The following is a 17059-nucleotide window of genomic DNA, read 5'->3' as shown; positions in this document are numbered from 1 at the left end:
GTACGGACCCTTAGCCATCAAGTTCAGCGCTTGGGCAGTTCAATCACCACCTTCAACCCACCCCACTCGCTCGTCTCCAGCTGCAACACCCCGCCCCAGGTATCGACGATGTCGCGCACGATCCCCAGGCCCAGGCCATGCCCATCCGTCTGTTCGTCCAGCCGTGCGCCCCGGCTCAAGACCTGCTCACGCTGGTCCTCGGGGATCCCAGGGCCGTCGTCTTCCACGGCAAGCTCGAACCCCGCGAGCGTTTCGACCACGCTCAAGCGCACCTCGGCATCCGCCCATTTGCAGGCGTTGTCCAGCAGGTTGCCCAGCAGCTCCAGCAAATCCTCACGATCCCACGGCAAGTGCAAACCCGCAGGCGCGCTATAGCTCAGGGCGAGGTGTTCGCCGTGAATCATGTTCAGCGTGGCAAGCAAGCCAGGCAGTTCGGCATCGCAATCGAACAGCGCACCGGGCAGCGCATCGCCGGACAGCCGCGCCCGGTTAAGCTCACGATTGAGGCGTTGCTGCACCTGTTCCAGTTGCTCGGTGAGCACTTTGCGCAACTGCGGGTGCCCCTCGAGTTTTTCGCTGGAGGCCACGCTGAGCAGCACCGCCAGCGGGGTTTTCAAGGCGTGACCGAGGTTGCCCAGGGCATTGCGCGAGCGCTTGAGGCTGTCTTCGGTGTGGGCGAGCAAATGGTTGATTTGCGCCACCAGCGGCTCAAGTTCCACCGGCACCTGCTCATCCAGTTGCGAGCGCTGCCCCTGTTGCAACTGGGCAATCTGCTCACGTGCCCGCTCCAGGGGCCGCAAGGCCCGGCGCACGGTGACGCGTTGCAAGATCAGAATCAGCAACAGTGCCAAAAGGCCAAGGCCCAGCCCGACCCGTTGCATCAGTCTGAAACTGTCGCGCACCGGCGTGTAATCCTGGGCGACGCTGATGGAGATCGACTGGCCAAGACGGCGGTAGTCCGAGCGCAGCACCAACAGTTGCTGGCCTTCCGGCCCCAATTGCAGATTGCTGTGCAGGCCCGGGTTGTCCAGGCGCGGCAGTTCCTGATCCCACAACGAGCGGGAGCGCCAATGGCTGTCGGCAAAATCGATGCGAAAGTAATGCCCGGAAAACGGTCGCTGGTAAGCCGGCGACAACCGCCGTTCATCCAGTTGCAAGCCTTGCGGCCCACGCACCAGGGCGACCAGCAGGTCTTCGCTGTCGTTACGCAGCCCGGCTTCGAGGTAGCGCTGCAAACCGACTTCGAACAGCCACAGGCTGGTTTGCGCCAACACCAGGCCGACAATCACCAGCACGCTGACCAGGCCCAGGCTCAAGCGGCGCTGGATCGACCTCACTGCGCTTGACCGCCAAACAGATAGCCCTGGCCGCGTCGGGTTTCGATGACGCTGCGTCCCAACTTGCGCCGCAGGTGATTGACGTGCACTTCGAGCACGTTGGAATCGCGCTCCGTTTCGCCGTCGTAGAGATGTTCGGCGAGATGGCTCTTGGACAGGATCTGTTCGGGGTGCAGCATGAAGTAACGCAGCAGGCGGAACTCAGCGGCAGTCAGTTGAATGTCGGCACCGTCGCGGGTCACGCACTGGCGGCCTTCATCCAGATGCAGACCTGCGGACTGCAAGGTCGGCTGATTGACCTGGCCATGGGATCGGCGCAACAACGCCTGGATGCGCAGGTGCAGCTCTTCCGGATGAAAGGGTTTGCTCATGTAATCGTCGGCACCGGCCTTGAGACCTTCGATCCGCTCGGCCCAGGAACCGCGAGCAGTCAGGATCAACACAGGCGTGGCCAGCCCACCCGCGCGCCATTGCGCCAACACCTCGAGTCCCGGTACGCCGGGCAAACCGAGGTCGAGGATGATCAGGTCATAGGGTTCGCTGCTGCCCTGATACACCGCATCCCGACCATCGGCCAGCCAGTCAACGGCGTAACCCTGCCGGTTGAGGCCGGCCAGCAACTCGTCGGCGAGCGGCACATGGTCTTCCACCAAAAGCAAACGCATCGGTCAATCTTCCTCGTCTTTGAGCAACTCGCCCGTGCTGGCATTCACGTCCAGTTCACGCACGACGCCTTCGGTGGTCAACAGCTCGACTTCATAAATGTAGACGTCGTGTTTCTCTTCAAGCTCGGCCTCGAGCAGCTTCGACCCCGGATACCGGTCCATGGCCTGTTGCAACAAGTGCTCGAGCGGCAAAATCACGCCTTGTTGACGCAGGCGCAAGGCCTCGTCCTGATCGAGGTCACGGGCCAGCACCACTGAACAGAACGTCAGCAGCACCAGCGCCATGCGTGAAACCGAACACACCTTCATTACGTATCCTGATGATCCTTGAGCACCTGGCCGCTCACCGCGTCTAATTCCAGGTCCCATTCAATGCCCTGTGGATCGCGCAGCTCCACCTGATAGATGTACTTGCCGTACTCTTCTTCCAGCTCGGTTTCGGTGATGGTCGAGCCGGGGTGCTTGGCCAATGCCGTGGCGTTGAGCTTCTCGAAAGATACGATAGTACCAGCGTCGCGCAGTCGCAGGGCTTCGTCCGGGCCAAGGTCGCGGGCGTGGGCGGTGCTCGCGCCCAGGCCGATGAGTGTGGCGGTGAACAGGGCAGTCAGGATTTTCATGGGTGTCTCCGTATTCTTTTAATGGTGCGTACCCGGTTACCTTAACGAGGCGAACTTAATTGAAACTGAATGGCCATCATTGCCGGTCCCTGCATTCTCTCCTGTGGGAGCGGCGGTACTCCCCCAGAACCCCATCAAGCCTATAATCCTCCGCCAGCCCAACCCCGAGCCGCCCATGACCGCCATCCACATCAAGTTTCCCTCCCTCACCCTCAAGGCCGGCCCTCGCGCATTGGCGCGCATCCGTGAAAATGGCTTGAGCGCGGCTGACGTCGGCACCTTGCCGGGGGCGGCCGGAGGGCCGAAGGCGCTGGGAATCCAGGGCCTGGACCTGGCATTGTTCGGTGAATGGCTGCCCGCCGCGCCGCGCGAACGCTCGCTGATCGGTGCTTCCGTCGGCTCCTGGCGCTTCGCCAGCGCCTGCTTGCCGGACGCCGCCGAAGGCATCCGTCGCCTGGGCCGGTTGTACACCGAGCAGAATTTCAACAAGGGCGTGACCATGGCGCAGATCAGCCAGAGCTCGCGACAAATGCTCGATGACCTGCTGGACGGGCGCGACGCGACGATCCTGGACAACGCCCATTACCGCCTGAATATCATGGTCGTCAAAAGCCACGGCCTGCTCGCCGACGATCATCGCGGGCGCCTGGGCCTGGGGCTCTCCTCGGTCATCGCTGACAACCTGCGCGGGCGCGCACGGTTGTCGCGGCACTTCGAACGGCTGATCCTCCACGACCCGCGCCTGGCACCGCCGGTGAACGCGCTGACCGATTTCCCTTCGCGCTTCGTCGCGCTGAACACCGCCAACCTGCGCCAGGCCCTGCTGGCCTCCGGCTCCATCCCGATGGTCATGCAGGGCGTGCGCGATTTGCCTGGCGCAGGTGCCGGAACCTTCCGCGATGGCGGCCTGCTGGATTATCACCTGGACCTGCCCTACAGCGGCGACGACATCGTGCTCTACCCGCATTTCACCGACCGGATCATCCCCGGCTGGTTCGACAAAACCCTGCCCTGGCGTCGCGCCTGCCCGGCCCGCCTGCAAAACGCGCTGCTACTCGCGCCGTCCAGGGAATACCTGGCACGCCTGCCCTTCGGCAAACTGCCGGACCGCAACGACTTCAAGCGCTTCATGGGTGATGCGCCGAGCCGACAGAAATACTGGCGTGCGGCAATGGACGAAAGCCGGCGCATGGGCGACGAATTCCTTGAACTGGCCGCCAACGGTCGCTTGGGCGAACGCTTGCTGACCCTTTAGTCAGGACAAGCTGGTAAACTCGCCGCCTGCCCAAATCGCCCCGGCGATCGCCACCTGACAGAGCTGAAAACACTGTGGAAATCTTCAAGGAATTTACGTTCGAATCCGCCCACCGCCTGCCCCACGTACCGGAAGGCCACAAGTGCGGCCGCCTGCACGGCCACTCGTTCAAAGTGGCGATCCACCTGAGCGGCGACCTCGATCCCCACACCGGCTGGATTCGCGACTTCTCCGAGATCAAGGCGATCTTCAAGCCGCTGTACGAGCGCCTGGACCACAACTATTTGAACGACATCCCGGGGTTGGAAAATCCGACTAGTGAAGTGTTGGCCAAGTGGATCTGGGGTGAGTTGAAGCCGCTATTGCCGGAGTTGAGTGCGATTCGGATTCATGAGACGTGTACGAGTGGGTGTATCTATCGCGGGGAGTGAGGGATCGTGGAATAGCCATCCGGGGGATGGCTATTTTGTTGCTGTGGCTTAACAGTCAATCGGGACTGTAAAACACTTCCAACAACGCCGCCAATAAATCAACTCACTTATGGTACTTACCAAAATGTCGAGTGAAATTAGATTTTCGAGTAAAACCAATATCACATTGGGTGCATTTAAAGATCTTATCTTTACCCCGTGTATGGTTTGGGCGGTCTTTAAACGTGCGTAGATGCACTCTCAAAGCAGTATGAGCGGCAAATGTTTGCTTACAGTCAGGACACTCAAAAGGCTTTTCTCCAGTGTGAATTCGCATGTGTTCATTTAAATGTCCCCTATGACGGAACTGCTTGGAGCAATCACTAAAAGGACAGGCGTGACCTTTTCCAGCATGAATTTTCATATGCTGATTAAGAATATTTTTGCTCTTATAGACTTTCTTGCAAACTGTGCAGGTATTAGGAGCCGAAGGTTCTGTAATATTCACCCTCGAAGGGCCGGGGACTGGAGATGCCTCACGTTGAGGTGTTGCTTGTGGATCAGGAGATGCAGGACCATCATTCGTCGGGGTGCCGATGGGGGGCAAAGGTTCCACCTCTATTTCGTCAACGTCTATTGGTGACGACTGATCACCTGCCAAATCCAGGAAATCCATCTCCGACGTGGGATCAGCTGTGTTTAATTCAGATTCTCGCGTATCACCTGATTGCGCATTTTCCGGGCCAGGCAGATAAAGTAATTCATCCGGCAAATCCCAATCCTCATCGTCACTATCCAATCCTTCCCTATCTATCCTGACCATGGGTGAGTTGCGTACAAAACGATATAGATTCAGCCCGTCCACTGTTCCTGCCGGGTCCGGGTTGATCCAGCGACTCAACCATGGCGCGTAGTAGCGGAACCCGTAGTAATACAACCCTGTCGCATCGCGCTCCTTGCCTGAATATCGAATGGTCTTGTAAGCGCCCGCCTGATCGCTGTGGTCTTCCCACGCCGTGCCGCCAAAGGGGTAATAGGCTTCGCGGCTTTGTACGTTGCCCTGTTCATCCACTTCCAAAGTGCCAGACCCCAGGTGATCGGTCAGGTGATAACGCAGGGGATGGTCCGGCGCCTCGCCCCCAAGAAACCAGGTTACCCGGTTACGCCCGGCCTCAAGGTCGAGCACTTGGTAGTGTTCGCCAGTCGGGCGGCGATGCAATTCCAGCCCTGGCAGGTAACGAACCTCGGCAATTACGGTGGTCGCATTGGTCAGTGTCGTGCGGACCTTGCGCAGGCGTTTGCCGCCACCACCGTAGATGTAGCGTTCGGTATCGTCGGCTTCGTTCGCCCGCACCACTGGCGACACGCTAGCGAGTTGGTTGCGCAGATCCCAGGTCATGACCTGGCCGCGCTGCAGGTATTGCAGGTTGCCGTTGGCGTCGAAATGGCTGGGGAAATCCACCGGCAGGTCGTCATCGATCAGGCTGCGATTGCTGTTCGGGGCTATCAACCAGCAGCGGGTAAAGGATTGGGCACCAACGTGCCGCAGCTCGGCCATGTTGCTGCCTGCGTCGTAGGCATATTCTTCGGTGTAGTTGAGCACAGCGCCGGGACCGGCAGTCTCCCAGCCCGTGGCGCTGATGAGCTGGCCCAAGGTGTCGTAGGCGTAAACCCGTTTTGGGTCGATGCGCTGGTTCTTGAAGTAACGAATCGGCAACGCGTGATCGTCGATTTGCACAACGTTGCCAACGGGATCGACCGTGTAACGCAAGTCCTGCAACGGCTCGGCGTTGGGCAACCCGGCAGACAGGCGCTCCAGCCGGCCATCGCTGAGGGCGTACTCGGCCAGGGTGACCACACCATTTCCGGCGGTCTCACTTTCAACCTTTCCCGCCGGGTTATAGCGGATGTCCCGCACCAGACATTGGCCGGGCGCCGGAGTGTTAGCGGGTTGCAGCCAGCCTTGGCCAAGTTGCCCAGCCACCGAGTAACCGAAAGCGCGGCGGTGGCCATGGGCATCGGTCAAGCTCAACAAATCCCCCAACGGTGAATACGCCCAGCGACTGGCCAACCCCGGCTCGCCCTCCAGCAAAGCATCTCGCGCAGGCACCTCCAGCGGCCAGTCGGGTGAATCGAGCGTTTGCAGAAAATGGCTGACCTCACACTGCGACCGCCCCACCAGATCGTATTCCGTCATGTGCCGGGTGCCGGCCGGGTCGTCGTGACGAACCACCCGCCCGCATTGATTGGCACCACTCGACTCAACGTCGCCGTATTCAAAGCGCTCCACCACCCGCCCTTGTTCGGTCACCGCCACCGTACGCATCAACGTGTCGTATTCAATATCCCCGCGACTGCCCCGGCCGTCCCAGCCGGCCAGCACCTGATCCGCTTCGCCATACAGCGATACCCGCCAGCCGGCATCGACGCTGTCACTGGCCAGGACCTTGCCAGACAAACTGGCGCACTGCCCCAACGCCGGCACACTCAACCGCGCATCCCATTGCTCCGCCAGCCGTCCTGCCCCATCGAACACCTGCCGCGTCGCCCGCGTCGCCGCAGCCTGTCCGACTTCCTCCCGCCAGTACGCCACGCCACGCACACCCAGCCCCCGCGGATCGATGACCGCCAGGCTGGGTGTGTGCTGATGCAACTCGACCGTGTTCATCGAGTCTCAATACCACCCTGTGCCGAATAGCGTCTACTGACACAAATGATAGGTATGCAGGGGAAGTGGAACCGTCGCTGCCAGAATTGGTGCTAGTTCGAGTTATTGATGTGAAAGCATGGTGGCGTCTGCCGTTGTGAGTGGCCACCGGAGAGCAGAAACCATCTTACGAGCAGGTGTAATGCTCTCGCGTTACGTCTGAAACGCAAAAAATCACTATACCAGTCAAGAGTGAAATTTTTTGACGTGTACCTCCAGGTTAACTTCAGTACTAAATGATTTATGACAATTGCCCATGGTGCACCAGATGGGTACTCCATGAGTGTAGGCATGCCTATCTCGTTCGGGCTTTCTTAAAAATATTTTTGGGCATTTTGGGCATTTATACGGTTTTTCTCCGGAGTGAGTCTTCAAATGTTGACGTAATCGGGAATTCAATTTGAACGAAAGTTCACACATGCCACACTTGTACGGTCTCTCATCTGAATGCACCGATTTGTGAGCATTGAGGTTTCCACGAACTGAAAACGCCCAGCCACATATCTCGCACTTATATGGCTTCTCACCGGTATGAGTTTTCAAATGAACATCAAGACTTTGTCTAAACGCATAACGCTTGTCACACGAACCGCATTTAAAAGGTTTCTCTCCGGTATGCGTGCGTACATGAGCCGTCAGGTTTTCACGCCGCTTGAATACTCTTTGACATGTCTCACACTTCAAGATCGATGCCGATCGACGTGAAGCATTCGATGTCCCTGGCTCCGGAGGAACGTCAGACGGCTGCGGTGTGGAATCAGGTGTGTTTAATTCAGATTCTCGCGAGTTGCCGGACGCCATATTTGCCGGAGGTGGGTCAGACGGCTGCGGTGTGGGATCAGGTGTGCTTAATTCAGATTCTCGCGTATCACCTGATTGCGCATTTTCCGGGCCAGGCAGATAAAGTAATTCATCCGGCAAATCCCAATCCTCATCGTCACTATCCAATCCTTCCCTATCTATCCTGACCATGGGTGAGTTGCGTACAAAACGATATAGATTCAGCCCATCCACTGTCCCTGCCGGGTCCGGGTTGATCCAGCGACTCAACCAAGGCGCGTAGTAGCGAAACCCGTAGTAATACAACCCTGTCGCATCACGCTCCTTGCCTGAATATCGAATGGTCTTGTAAGCGCCCGCCTGATCGCTGTGGTCTTCCCACGCCGTGCCACCGAACGGGTAATAAGCTTCCCGGCTTTGCACGTTGCCCAGTCCGTCCACTTCCACAGTGCCAGACCCCAGGTGATCGGTCAGGTGATAACGCAGGGGATGGGCCGGTGCATCGGCCCCGTGAATCCACGTGACCCTATTACGTCCTGCGTCGAGGTCGAGCACTTGGTATTGTTCACCAGTCGGACGCCGATGCAGTTCCAGCCCGGGCAGGTAACGAACTTCGGCAAACACGGCGGTCGCGTTGGTCAGCGCGGTACGCACCTTGCGCAACCGCTTGCCGCCCCCACCGTAGATGTAGCGCTCGGTGTCGTCCGCGTCGTTTTCACGGACCACCGGCGACACGCTGGCCAATTGGTTGCGCAAGTCCCAGCTCATGGCCTGACCCCGCTGCAGGTATTGCAGGTTGCCGTTGGCGTCGAAATGGCTGGGGAAATCCACTGGCTGGTCGTCATCAATCAGGCTGCGGTTGCTGTCCGGGGCCACTAGCCAACGCCGAGTAAAATCCTGTGCACCCACATGCCGCAATTCGGTCATGTTGCCGCCCGCGTCGTAGTCATACGCTTCACGATAATTGAGAATCGCACCGGGACTGGCAGCTTCCCAACCGGTGGCGCTGATGAGCTGGCTTAACGTGTCGTAGGTATAAACGCGCTGCGGGTCGATGCGTTGATTTTTGAAGTACCGAATCGGCAAGGCGTGATCATCGATCTGTACGATGTTGCCCACCGGGTCTACGGAGTAACGCAGGTCCTGCAACGGCTCGGCGTTGGGCAACCCGGCAGACAGACGCTCCAGCCGACCGTCACTGAGGGCGTACTCGGCGACGGTGACTACACCATTTCCGGCGGTCTCACTTTCAACCTTTCCCGCCGGGTTATAGCGGATGTCCTGCACCAGGCATTGGCCGGGCGCTGGCGTGTCAGCCGGTTGCAGCCAGCCCTGGCTAAGTTGCCCGCCTACCGAGTAGAGGAAATGGCGAGAGTGGCCGTGGGCATCGGTCAGGCTCAACAAATCCCCCAACGGTGAATACGCCCAGCGACTGGCAAACCCCGGCTCGCCCTCCAGCAAAGCATCACGAGCAGCAACGTCCAGTGGCCAGTCGGGTGAATCAAGCGTTTGTAAAAAATGGCTGACCTCGCACTGCGACCGCCCCAGCAGATCGTATTCACTCATGTGTCGCGTACCGGCCGGGTCATCGTGACGCACCACACGCCCGCATTGATTGGCCGCGCTGGCATCGACGCCGCCATACTCGAAACGCTCCACCACCCGCCCTTGCTCGGTCACCACCGCCGCACGCATCAAGGTGTCGTATTCAATATCGCCCTGGCTACCGCGACCGTCCCAGCCTGCCAGCACCTGATCCGCTTCGCCATACAGCGATACCCGCCAGCCGGCATCGACGCTGTCACTGGCCAAGACCTTGCCAGACAAACTGGCGCACTGCCCCAACGCCGGCACAGTCAACCGCGCATCCCATTGCTCCGCCAGCCGTCCTGCCCCATCGAACACCTGCCGCGTCGCCCGCGTCGCCGCAGCCTGTCCGACTTCCTCCCGCCAGTACGCCACGCCGCGCACACCCAGCTCCCGCGGATCGATGACCGACAGGCTGGGTGTGTGCTGATGCAACTCGACTGTGTTCATCGAGTCTCAATACCACTCTGTGCCGAACAGCGTCTACTGACACAAATGACAGGTGTGCTTATGCTCTTCGGCTTTCACCCCGCCATAAGGATGCGATCATGAGTGACTGGCCGCTGGCTCAAACCTATCGTTTCAACGGGCATAACGTTCGCTATGCGGTGCGGGGTGACGGCCCGCCGCTGGTGTTCGTGCATGGCACGCCGTTCTCGTCGTTCGTGTGGCACCGCATCGTGCCGCATTTCATCTGCTCGCACCGGGTGTATTACTTCGACCTGCTGGGGTACGGGCAGTCCGAGAAGATTGGCGGCGATGTGTCGCTGGGCGTGCAGAACCACCTGTTGGCGCAGTTGCTGGATCACTGGGGCCTGGATAGCCCGGACGTGGTGGCCCACGATTTCGGTGGCGCCACGGTACTGCGCACGCATTTGCTCAACGGCAAGGACTACCGCAGCCTGACGCTGATCGACCCGGTGGCCCTGACGCCCTGGGGTTCACCGTTCGTGCGGCATGTGCGCCAGCATGAGGCCGCGTTCACTGGCCTGCCGGACTACATTCAGCGCGCCATTGTGCCCGCGTACATTCGCGGTGCGATCAAGCGTGCCATCAGCGACGCCGAGCTCGCCCCCTACGTTCAACCCTGGTTGGGCGAGTCGGGCCAGGCGGGTTTCTACCGGCAGATCGCACAGATGGACGAGCGGTACACCCGCGAAGTCGAGCCCCTGTACCCGACCATCCGCTGCCCGGTGCAGATTCTCTGGGGCGAAGATGACCAATGGATCCCCCTCGAGCGTGGGCGCGCCTTGCAGCAGTTGATTGCCGGCTCGCAGTTTCATCCGGTGCCCAACGCCGGGCACCTGGTCCAGGAGGATGCCCCGGAAGCCATCGTTGCCGCCCTGCTGCGCTTCCTGCCGCTGGCCGGCAATGGCTCTACCGCGCTACCGTAGAACAAACCCGCCCGATGAAAAAGGACACGCCCGATGCATATCGTCAACGCCCGTCTGCGTAACCAGGAAGGCCTGCATGAACTGCACCTGGAAAACGGTCTGATCAGTCACATTTCCCGTCAGACCGAAGCGCACACCCTGGGCCCTGAAGATCTGGACGCCGGGGGCAACCTGGTGGTGCCGCCTTTCGTCGAGCCCCACATTCACCTCGACGCCACACTGACAGCCGGCGAGCCGCGCTGGAACATGAGCGGCACGCTGTTCGAAGGCATCGAGTGCTGGGGTGAGCGCAAGGTGACGATCACCGCGCAAGACACCAAGGCTCGCGCCAAGAAAACCCTCCAGGCGCTGGCCGCCCACGGCATACAACATGTACGCACCCACGTGGATGTCACCGATCCGCAGCTCACTGCGCTGAAAGCCCTGCTCGAGGTGCGCGAGGAAAGCCGGCACCTGGTCGACATGCAGATCGTCGCCTTTCCCCAGGAAGGCATCGAGTCGTACCGCAATGGCCGCGAGCTGATGGAAGAAGCGATTCGCCTGGGCGCCGATGTGGTCGGCGGGATCCCGCATTTCGAGTACACCCGCGACCAGGGTGTGAGTTCGGTGAAGTTCCTGATGGACCTGGCCGAACGCACCGGTTGCCTGGTGGACGTGCATTGCGATGAAACCGACGACCCGCATTCACGCTTTCTCGAAGTGCTGGCCGAAGAAGCGCGCAGCCGCGACATGGGGTCCCGGGTCACGGCCAGCCATACCACGGCCATGGGCTCCTACGACAATGCCTATTGCGCCAAGCTGTTCCGCCTGCTCGGGCACTCAGGCATCAGCTTTGTCTCCTGCCCCACCGAAAGCATCCACCTGCAAGGACGGTTCGATACCTTCCCGAAACGTCGCGGCGTGACGCGGGTGAACGAGTTGCTCGAAGCGGGGATGAACGTGTGCTTCGGCCAGGACTCGATCGTCGATCCCTGGTACCCGCTGGGCAACGGCAACATCCTGCGTGTGCTCGAGGCCGGCCTGCATATCTGCCACATGCTCGGTTACCGCAATTTGCAGAGTGCCCTGGACCTGGTCACCGATAACAGCGCCCGGGCGATGAACCTGGGCGAGCGTTATGGGCTGGAGCCTGGGCGGCCGGCGAACCTGTTGATCCTGTCGGCAGACAGCGATTACGAGGTGATCCGCAGCCAAGGGTTGCCGTTGTATTCGGTGCGTGGGGGGAAGGTGTTGATGAAGCGGGAGATGGCGGTAGCGGAGTTTTTGGGGTGATCCGGGATTTAGGGTGACTGTACTGGCCTCATCGCGGGCAAGCCCGCTCCCACAGGGGATTTGCGGTGTACACAACACCACTGTAGGAGCGAGCTTGCTCGCGATGGCGCCACAACAGTCACTCCGTCAACCGCGCCGTCCCAAACAGACTCACCCGCCCCAACTCGCCATCCACCTCCTCCAGCAAAATCGGCGCCGTGCCACCGGGCATCACCACCTTCACCTCCCCGGCCGCCACCCAGCCCACCCGCCATGCCGCGCAGGCAACCGCCGTGGCGCTGGTGCCGGACGACGCCGTCGGCCCTTCGCCGCGCTCAAACACCCGGGCGGCAATTCGGCCCTCTGCCTCGCGCATCGCCCATTGCAGGTTGATGCCCGCCGGGCACGGCCGCCCTGCCCCCGTCGGCATGGCGAAGGCGATTTGCATCAGGCCTCCGTTCAGGTCCGCCTGGCGCATCTGCTCATTGGCCGGCAAGGCGCTCGCCTGCTCCACCAGCGTCACGCAGTGGGGGTTGCCGACGCGGACGAACTGGCTGCGTTGCCAGGCGGGGTTCAACGCCGCCAGCGGTTGCACATGGCTGACATCACGAGCATTGAACATCACCTCGCCGGTGTCCTGTGCACTGACCGCCGCCGGGCCGAAGCCGGGTTTGCCCAGGTCCAGCCAGAACCCCGACACGCCCTCGACCTGCGCCGCCTTCACCGAGGTCTCCCCGGGCGACGGCGTATCGGCCTTGTCATGATGAACCCGCAGCAAACAGGCTTCGTCCTGTGGCAGCAGTCCCTGGTCGGTGAGGGCCTGGGAGAAAATCGTCAGGCCATTGCCGCTACGCTCGGCCAGGGTGCCGTCGGTGTTGACGATCAACAGGTCGAACGGCGGCGCCGCTTGAAACGGGCCGACCAGCAGCCCGTCACTGCGGTGCGCCTTGCCGCCTGCCGGTTGCGTGCCCGGTGCCCAGGCACAGAACGCCTCGATGGCCAGTGGAGCCCAGGCCGCACGGGTCTGCGCCGCCTGGCTGGCCAGCACCGGCACATCAATACCGGCAGCGCGCACTGCGTCCGGTGCCACCACCGCATAAATATTGCCGCGCGCATCGTAAAACGGCGTCATCTCGCCTCCTGTCCACCGATCAAAACCGACAACATATCGCGAAATGTCACCTGGCTGTGCAAGGATGTCGACCTGCCTCTGAGGCGCATCACAAGGACGCGGGTCGAACCTCACTGCTCGGCTATTGTCCCTTGCCGACGAGGATATATTTTTACCAGGGATCGATATGACCAGCCTCAACACCCAGACCACCTTCGTGCCTGGACGTCTGCAACAGATGGCCACGCGCGTGGCTTTTTTTATTGCCGGTTTCGGCATCGCCGCCTGGGCGCCGCTGGTGCCCTATGCCAAGGCCCGGGCCGCACTGGATGAAGGTACGCTCGGTTTGCTGTTGTTGTGCCTGGGTGTCGGCTCGATTTTGGCGATGCCGGTCGCTGGCGCGTTGTCGGCGCGCTTGGGTTGTCGGCGCGTGATGATCGGCGGCACGCTGCTGATATGCACCGCCCTGCCCCTGCTGGCAACGGTGTCGGCGATGCCGGCACTGATCGCGGCGCTGTTCATGTTCGGCGCGGGCCTGGGCACGGTGGACTCTACGGTGAACCTGCAAGCCGTGGTCGTTGAACGGGCCAGCGGCAAAACCATGATGTCGGGCTTCCACGGGATGTTCAGCCTCGGCGGGATCGTCGGCGCGGCGGGTGTCAGCGGTTTGCTCGGTTTTGGCCTGTCGCCGTTGGCCGCCATGCTGGTGGTCGTGGTGGTACTGATCGCTGCGCTGGTCAAGGCCGCGCCGCACATGTTGCCCTACGGCAGCGAAAGCTCGGGACCGGCGTTTGCGGTGCCCAAGGGCATTGTGCTGTTTATCGGCGGCATGTGTTGCATCGTGTTCCTCGCCGAAGGCGCGGCCCTGGATTGGAGCGCGGTATTCCTGGTGCAGGAGCGCGGTATCGACACCGCCTACGCCGGCCTCGGTTATGCCGCGTTTGCCTTGACCATGACCGTCGGCCGCCTGACCGGCGACGCCATCGTGCGCCGCCTCGGCGCGACGCGGGTGATCGTGTGCGGCGGGCTGCTGGCGGCCGCCGGGTTGCTGCTGGCGACCTTTGCCCCCGACTGGGAGTTGGCGCTGGTGGGCTACGCCATGCTCGGCGCCGGATGCTCGAACATCGTGCCGGTGTTGTACACAGCCGTAGGCAAGCAGACCGTCATGCCCGAAAGCATCGCCGTACCGGCCATTACCACCCTCGGTTATGCGGGCATTCTGGCCGGGCCGGCCGTGATCGGTTTCATCGCCCACGGCAGCAGCCTGAGTTTTGCCTTTGGGTTGATGGCCGTGTTGCTGGTAGCGGTGGCCGTTGGGGGGCGGGTGTTGAAGGTCTGATGTCCCGTGGTGTCTGGATGTCCATCGTCGGAACGCCGCCCGGAGCAAGCCCGCTCCTACAGGGGCGCTGGTGCCTTTGTGGGAGCGTGCGTGTCGAGGCGTCGAACCGTCGCGACAGGGTCAACGCGATCAGTCAGAACCCCACGCTGGCCTGCACGAAGAACGTTCGCGGCGTACCCACGTACATCCCCGCATTGTTGTCGCTGGAACGGGTGAAGTACTGCTTGTCGAACACGTTCTTCACGCCGGCGCCCAGTTTCAGGTTCGACAGTTGCGGACCAAAGTCATAACCGCCGCGCACGTTCCAGGTGACGTAGCCCGGAATGTCCCCGTACCGGCCATCGGCGGTCCCTTCGGTGATGTAGTTGTTGGTGAAGCTGCCGTTGCCGTTCACCGAAACACCCGGTGAGCGCTGCTTGGACTGGGCGAAGGCATCGACGTTGTAGGTCCAGCGATCGATGTCGTAACGCAGGCCGGCGGTGGCCACCTGGCGCGAGTAGAACGGCAGGTCGCGGCCCTTGAAGGCAGGAATCTCGCCTTCATACACAGCGCGGGTGTAGGTGAAACCGGCGTTGGCCGTCAGGCCATCGAGGCGCGGATCGAGGGCCGCCATGTCGTAATGCACCGAGGCCTCGATGCCTTGGTGCGTGGTCGCGCCCAGGTTGGTCCAACCGGCATCGTTGCTGATGTATTGCAGTTCCTTGTCGAAGTCGATGTAGAACAACGTCACTTCACCGCCCCACACGTCATCGTTGTAACGCGTGCCCACCTCGTAGGTCTTGGCCTTTTCCGGCTCCAGGCCATTGGCCGTGCTGTCACCCGAACCGCCCTGGCCGAGCTGAAAATATTGCAGGCTGCCGAACGACGTCTCGTAGTTGGCGAACAGCTTCCACGCGTCGGAGAGGTGATACATCACGCTCAACGCCGGCAGCGGCTCGTTGCTTTCGATGCTGCGATTCTTTTCCGGCACGCGTTTGCCCGCCGCATCAAGCACCGGACGATCGTGCCAGTCGGTGCTGATGTGTTCAAAACGAATGCCCGGCGTGATGGTCCAGTTGCCAACGTCGATCTTGTTATCGACATACACCGAGTTGGCCTCGGTGCCGCCAGTACGGTCCTGATAGACATGACCGTCCGACGTCGGGGTCGCCACCGGAGTGTTGTTGACCAGTGCCAGTCGAGTGGCCTGCTCATGCATCGCTTCCTTGAGGTAGCGATAACCAACGCTCACCTCCTGGGTGGTCGGGCCGACGTCGAACACATGGGACACCCGCGGCTCGATGCCGAAGGTGTAATACGTCCGCGGGAACGAGCCAATGGTCTTCTGATCGAGGGCGGCGATGTTGCTGCCGCGGAAGCTGTCGGTGTAGTACGTCAGCACTTCGGCCTGGGTGCGATCGTCGATCTGGCGAATCCACTTGAACGAAATGTCCTTGCGGCGCCCGCTGAAATTGTCGTTGTTGCGATCGGACTGGAACGGATTGGCATCGTACTGCGCCTGGGTCAAGCCGCCGGGCATGTCTGCACTGGCATCGTAGTAATGCAGGTTGAGGCTGAAATCGTCGACGTCAGTCGGCGCCCAGTGGGTCTTGAGCAATACGTCGTCGATGTCGTTGCCATTGTTGCGTTCACGGTAACCGTTGCCGTTGACGCCCGAGTACAGCAGCGCCACACCGATGCCGTTGTCAGCGGTGCCACCGACGAACGCTGTGTCGATGTGCTTCCAGCCGCCGTGCCGGGAGGTTTCCAGGGTGGTGCCGATCTCAGCCGAGGCTTTTTCCGGAATGGCGCGGGTCACGAAGTTGATCACACCACCGACGTTCTGCGGTCCGTAGCGTACCGAACCGGCACCGCGTACCACGTCGATGCTGTCGAGGTTGCCGGAGGAAATCGGCGCCATGGACAACTGCGGCTGGCCGTACGGGGCGAACGCCGCCGGCACACCGTCGATCAATACGGTGGAGCGTGGCGACAGCCGCGACGTCAGGCCGCGCACACCGACGTTCAGGGAAATATCACTCCCGCCCGTACCGTTGGCTTCCTGCACCTGCACGCCGGGTACGCGCTTGAGCACATCGCCGACGTTCATCGCGCCCTGCTCGACCATGGCTTCACGGCGAATCACCGTACGGGCGCCGGGGTGATTCTGCACCACGGCGGCGTCGGCATCGCCGAGCCAGTCACCGACCACCTTGATGTCCGTCACGCCCAGTTCCAGCGGACCATTGGCGGCGGAAGTCGGCGCCGGTGTCAGGGTCACCGAACCTTCGTCGATCTGGTATTCAAGGCCACTGCCTTGCAACAACTGGCGCAGGGCCTGTTCCGGCGAAAGATTGCCGTCCACCGCCGGGGCCTGTTTGCCGGCCACCAGTTCCGGGCTGAAGAACACTTGCAGCGAGGTCTGCTGACCCAGCTCGCTCAAGGCCTGGCCCAGGGGTTGCGCCGGAATGTGGATGGCATCGGCGGCAGACGCCTGGGGCAACGCAAGGTTGACCGCCAGCGCGAGCGCCAGCGGCAGCCAAGGGGATTTGTTGTTTTTGGCAGTGGAGTTTTTCACGTCGAACAGTGTCCTGTGAGCGCAAGAGAGTGCGTCTGTTAATGCAAAC

Annotated in this window: 13 protein-coding genes; 5 read left to right on the top strand and 8 right to left on the bottom strand. The window is 61.2% G+C overall.

Features of this window, described 5'->3' with window-relative positions:
* Positions 1–23: 23 nt before the first annotated feature.
* The 4 genes from AB4N64_RS04590 to AB4N64_RS04575 are packed head-to-tail and all read right to left on the bottom strand — an operon-like array spanning position 24 to position 2619.
* Positions 24–1337 (bottom strand): sensor histidine kinase, encoded by a 1314-nt coding sequence (locus tag AB4N64_RS04590; protein WP_460122369.1) that lies wholly within the window; start codon positions 1335–1337, stop codon positions 24–26.
* On the bottom strand, positions 1334–2002 hold the full coding sequence (locus tag AB4N64_RS04585; protein WP_460122367.1) for a response regulator transcription factor: 669 nt from the start codon (positions 2000–2002) through the stop codon (positions 1334–1336). Before AB4N64_RS04585 ends, AB4N64_RS04590 begins: the two co-directional genes overlap by 4 nt.
* A 3-nt stretch (positions 2003–2005) precedes the next feature.
* Complete coding sequence (locus AB4N64_RS04580; protein WP_460122365.1) at positions 2006–2311, bottom strand: PepSY domain-containing protein; 306 nt, start codon at positions 2309–2311, stop codon at positions 2006–2008.
* Complete coding sequence (locus tag AB4N64_RS04575) at positions 2311–2619, bottom strand: PepSY domain-containing protein (RefSeq protein ID WP_460122363.1); 309 nt, start codon at positions 2617–2619, stop codon at positions 2311–2313. Before AB4N64_RS04575 ends, AB4N64_RS04580 begins: the two co-directional genes overlap by 1 nt.
* A 175-nt stretch (positions 2620–2794) precedes the next feature.
* Here AB4N64_RS04575 and AB4N64_RS04570 point away from each other — a divergent pair, with 175 nt between their 5' ends.
* A complete protein-coding gene (locus tag AB4N64_RS04570; RefSeq protein WP_460122361.1) occupies positions 2795–3874 on the top strand; it encodes a patatin-like phospholipase family protein in 1080 nt (359 codons plus the stop codon).
* Between the two features lie 74 nt (positions 3875–3948).
* Positions 3949–4305, top strand: a complete 357-nt coding sequence (gene queD / locus AB4N64_RS04565) for a 6-carboxytetrahydropterin synthase QueD (protein ID WP_017339724.1) — start codon at positions 3949–3951, stop codon at positions 4303–4305.
* A gap of 103 nt (positions 4306–4408) precedes the next feature.
* Here the strand turns inward: queD and AB4N64_RS04560 are convergent, their stop codons facing one another.
* Together AB4N64_RS04560 and AB4N64_RS04555 are read right to left on the bottom strand one after the other, a co-directional pair.
* Positions 4409–6952: an RHS repeat-associated core domain-containing protein gene (locus AB4N64_RS04560; protein ID WP_460122360.1), complete on the bottom strand. Its 2544-nt coding sequence runs from the start codon at positions 6950–6952 to the stop codon at positions 4409–4411.
* A 225-nt stretch (positions 6953–7177) separates the two neighbouring features.
* Positions 7178–9808 (bottom strand): RHS repeat-associated core domain-containing protein, encoded by a 2631-nt coding sequence (locus AB4N64_RS04555; RefSeq protein ID WP_460122358.1) that lies wholly within the window; start codon positions 9806–9808, stop codon positions 7178–7180.
* A 98-nt stretch (positions 9809–9906) separates the two neighbouring features.
* Here AB4N64_RS04555 and AB4N64_RS04550 point away from each other — a divergent pair, with 98 nt between their 5' ends.
* Positions 9907–10752 (top strand): alpha/beta fold hydrolase, encoded by an 846-nt coding sequence (locus tag AB4N64_RS04550; protein ID WP_460122356.1) that lies wholly within the window; start codon positions 9907–9909, stop codon positions 10750–10752.
* A 33-nt stretch (positions 10753–10785) separates the two neighbouring features.
* Positions 10786–12024, top strand: a complete 1239-nt coding sequence (codA, locus tag AB4N64_RS04545) for a cytosine deaminase (protein WP_460122355.1) — start codon at positions 10786–10788, stop codon at positions 12022–12024.
* Positions 12025–12142: 118 nt separating this feature from the next.
* Here codA and AB4N64_RS04540 read toward each other — a convergent pair whose 3' ends face one another.
* Positions 12143–13135: a diaminopimelate epimerase gene (locus AB4N64_RS04540; protein WP_460122353.1), complete on the bottom strand. Its 993-nt coding sequence runs from the start codon at positions 13133–13135 to the stop codon at positions 12143–12145.
* A gap of 166 nt (positions 13136–13301) precedes the next feature.
* Between AB4N64_RS04540 and AB4N64_RS04535 the strand changes: the two genes are divergently transcribed.
* Positions 13302–14453, top strand: coding sequence for an MFS transporter (locus AB4N64_RS04535; RefSeq protein WP_460122351.1), 1152 nt, complete (start codon positions 13302–13304; stop codon positions 14451–14453).
* A gap of 133 nt (positions 14454–14586) precedes the next feature.
* Here the strand turns inward: AB4N64_RS04535 and AB4N64_RS04530 are convergent, their stop codons facing one another.
* The gene (locus AB4N64_RS04530) at positions 14587–17010 is read right to left on the bottom strand and encodes a TonB-dependent siderophore receptor (protein ID WP_460122349.1); all 2424 of its coding nucleotides are present in this window, start codon (positions 17008–17010) and stop codon (positions 14587–14589) included.
* Positions 17011–17059 lie beyond the last annotated feature (49 nt).

It is taken from the genome of Pseudomonas sp. S2_C03, from assembly GCF_054668405.1.
The sequence above is the reverse complement of the archived record's forward strand: the minus strand, read 5'-3'. Positions and strand labels throughout refer to the sequence as shown.

Coding starts and splice junctions, on each gene's coding strand:
- AB4N64_RS04585 (WP_460122367.1), bottom strand. CDS start 2,002: ATGCGTTTGCTTTTGGTGGAAGACCATGTGCCGCTCGCCGACGAGTTG.
- AB4N64_RS04580 (WP_460122365.1), bottom strand. CDS start 2,311: ATGAAGGTGTGTTCGGTTTCACGCATGGCGCTGGTGCTGCTGACGTTC.
- AB4N64_RS04575 (WP_460122363.1), bottom strand. CDS start 2,619: ATGAAAATCCTGACTGCCCTGTTCACCGCCACACTCATCGGCCTGGGC.
- AB4N64_RS04570 (WP_460122361.1), top strand. CDS start 2,795: ATGACCGCCATCCACATCAAGTTTCCCTCCCTCACCCTCAAGGCCGGC.
- AB4N64_RS04560 (WP_460122360.1), bottom strand. CDS start 6,952: ATGAACACGGTCGAGTTGCATCAGCACACACCCAGCCTGGCGGTCATC.
- AB4N64_RS04555 (WP_460122358.1), bottom strand. CDS start 9,808: ATGAACACAGTCGAGTTGCATCAGCACACACCCAGCCTGTCGGTCATC.
- AB4N64_RS04550 (WP_460122356.1), top strand. CDS start 9,907: ATGAGTGACTGGCCGCTGGCTCAAACCTATCGTTTCAACGGGCATAAC.
- codA (WP_460122355.1), top strand. CDS start 10,786: ATGCATATCGTCAACGCCCGTCTGCGTAACCAGGAAGGCCTGCATGAA.
- AB4N64_RS04540 (WP_460122353.1), bottom strand. CDS start 13,135: ATGACGCCGTTTTACGATGCGCGCGGCAATATTTATGCGGTGGTGGCA.
- AB4N64_RS04535 (WP_460122351.1), top strand. CDS start 13,302: ATGACCAGCCTCAACACCCAGACCACCTTCGTGCCTGGACGTCTGCAA.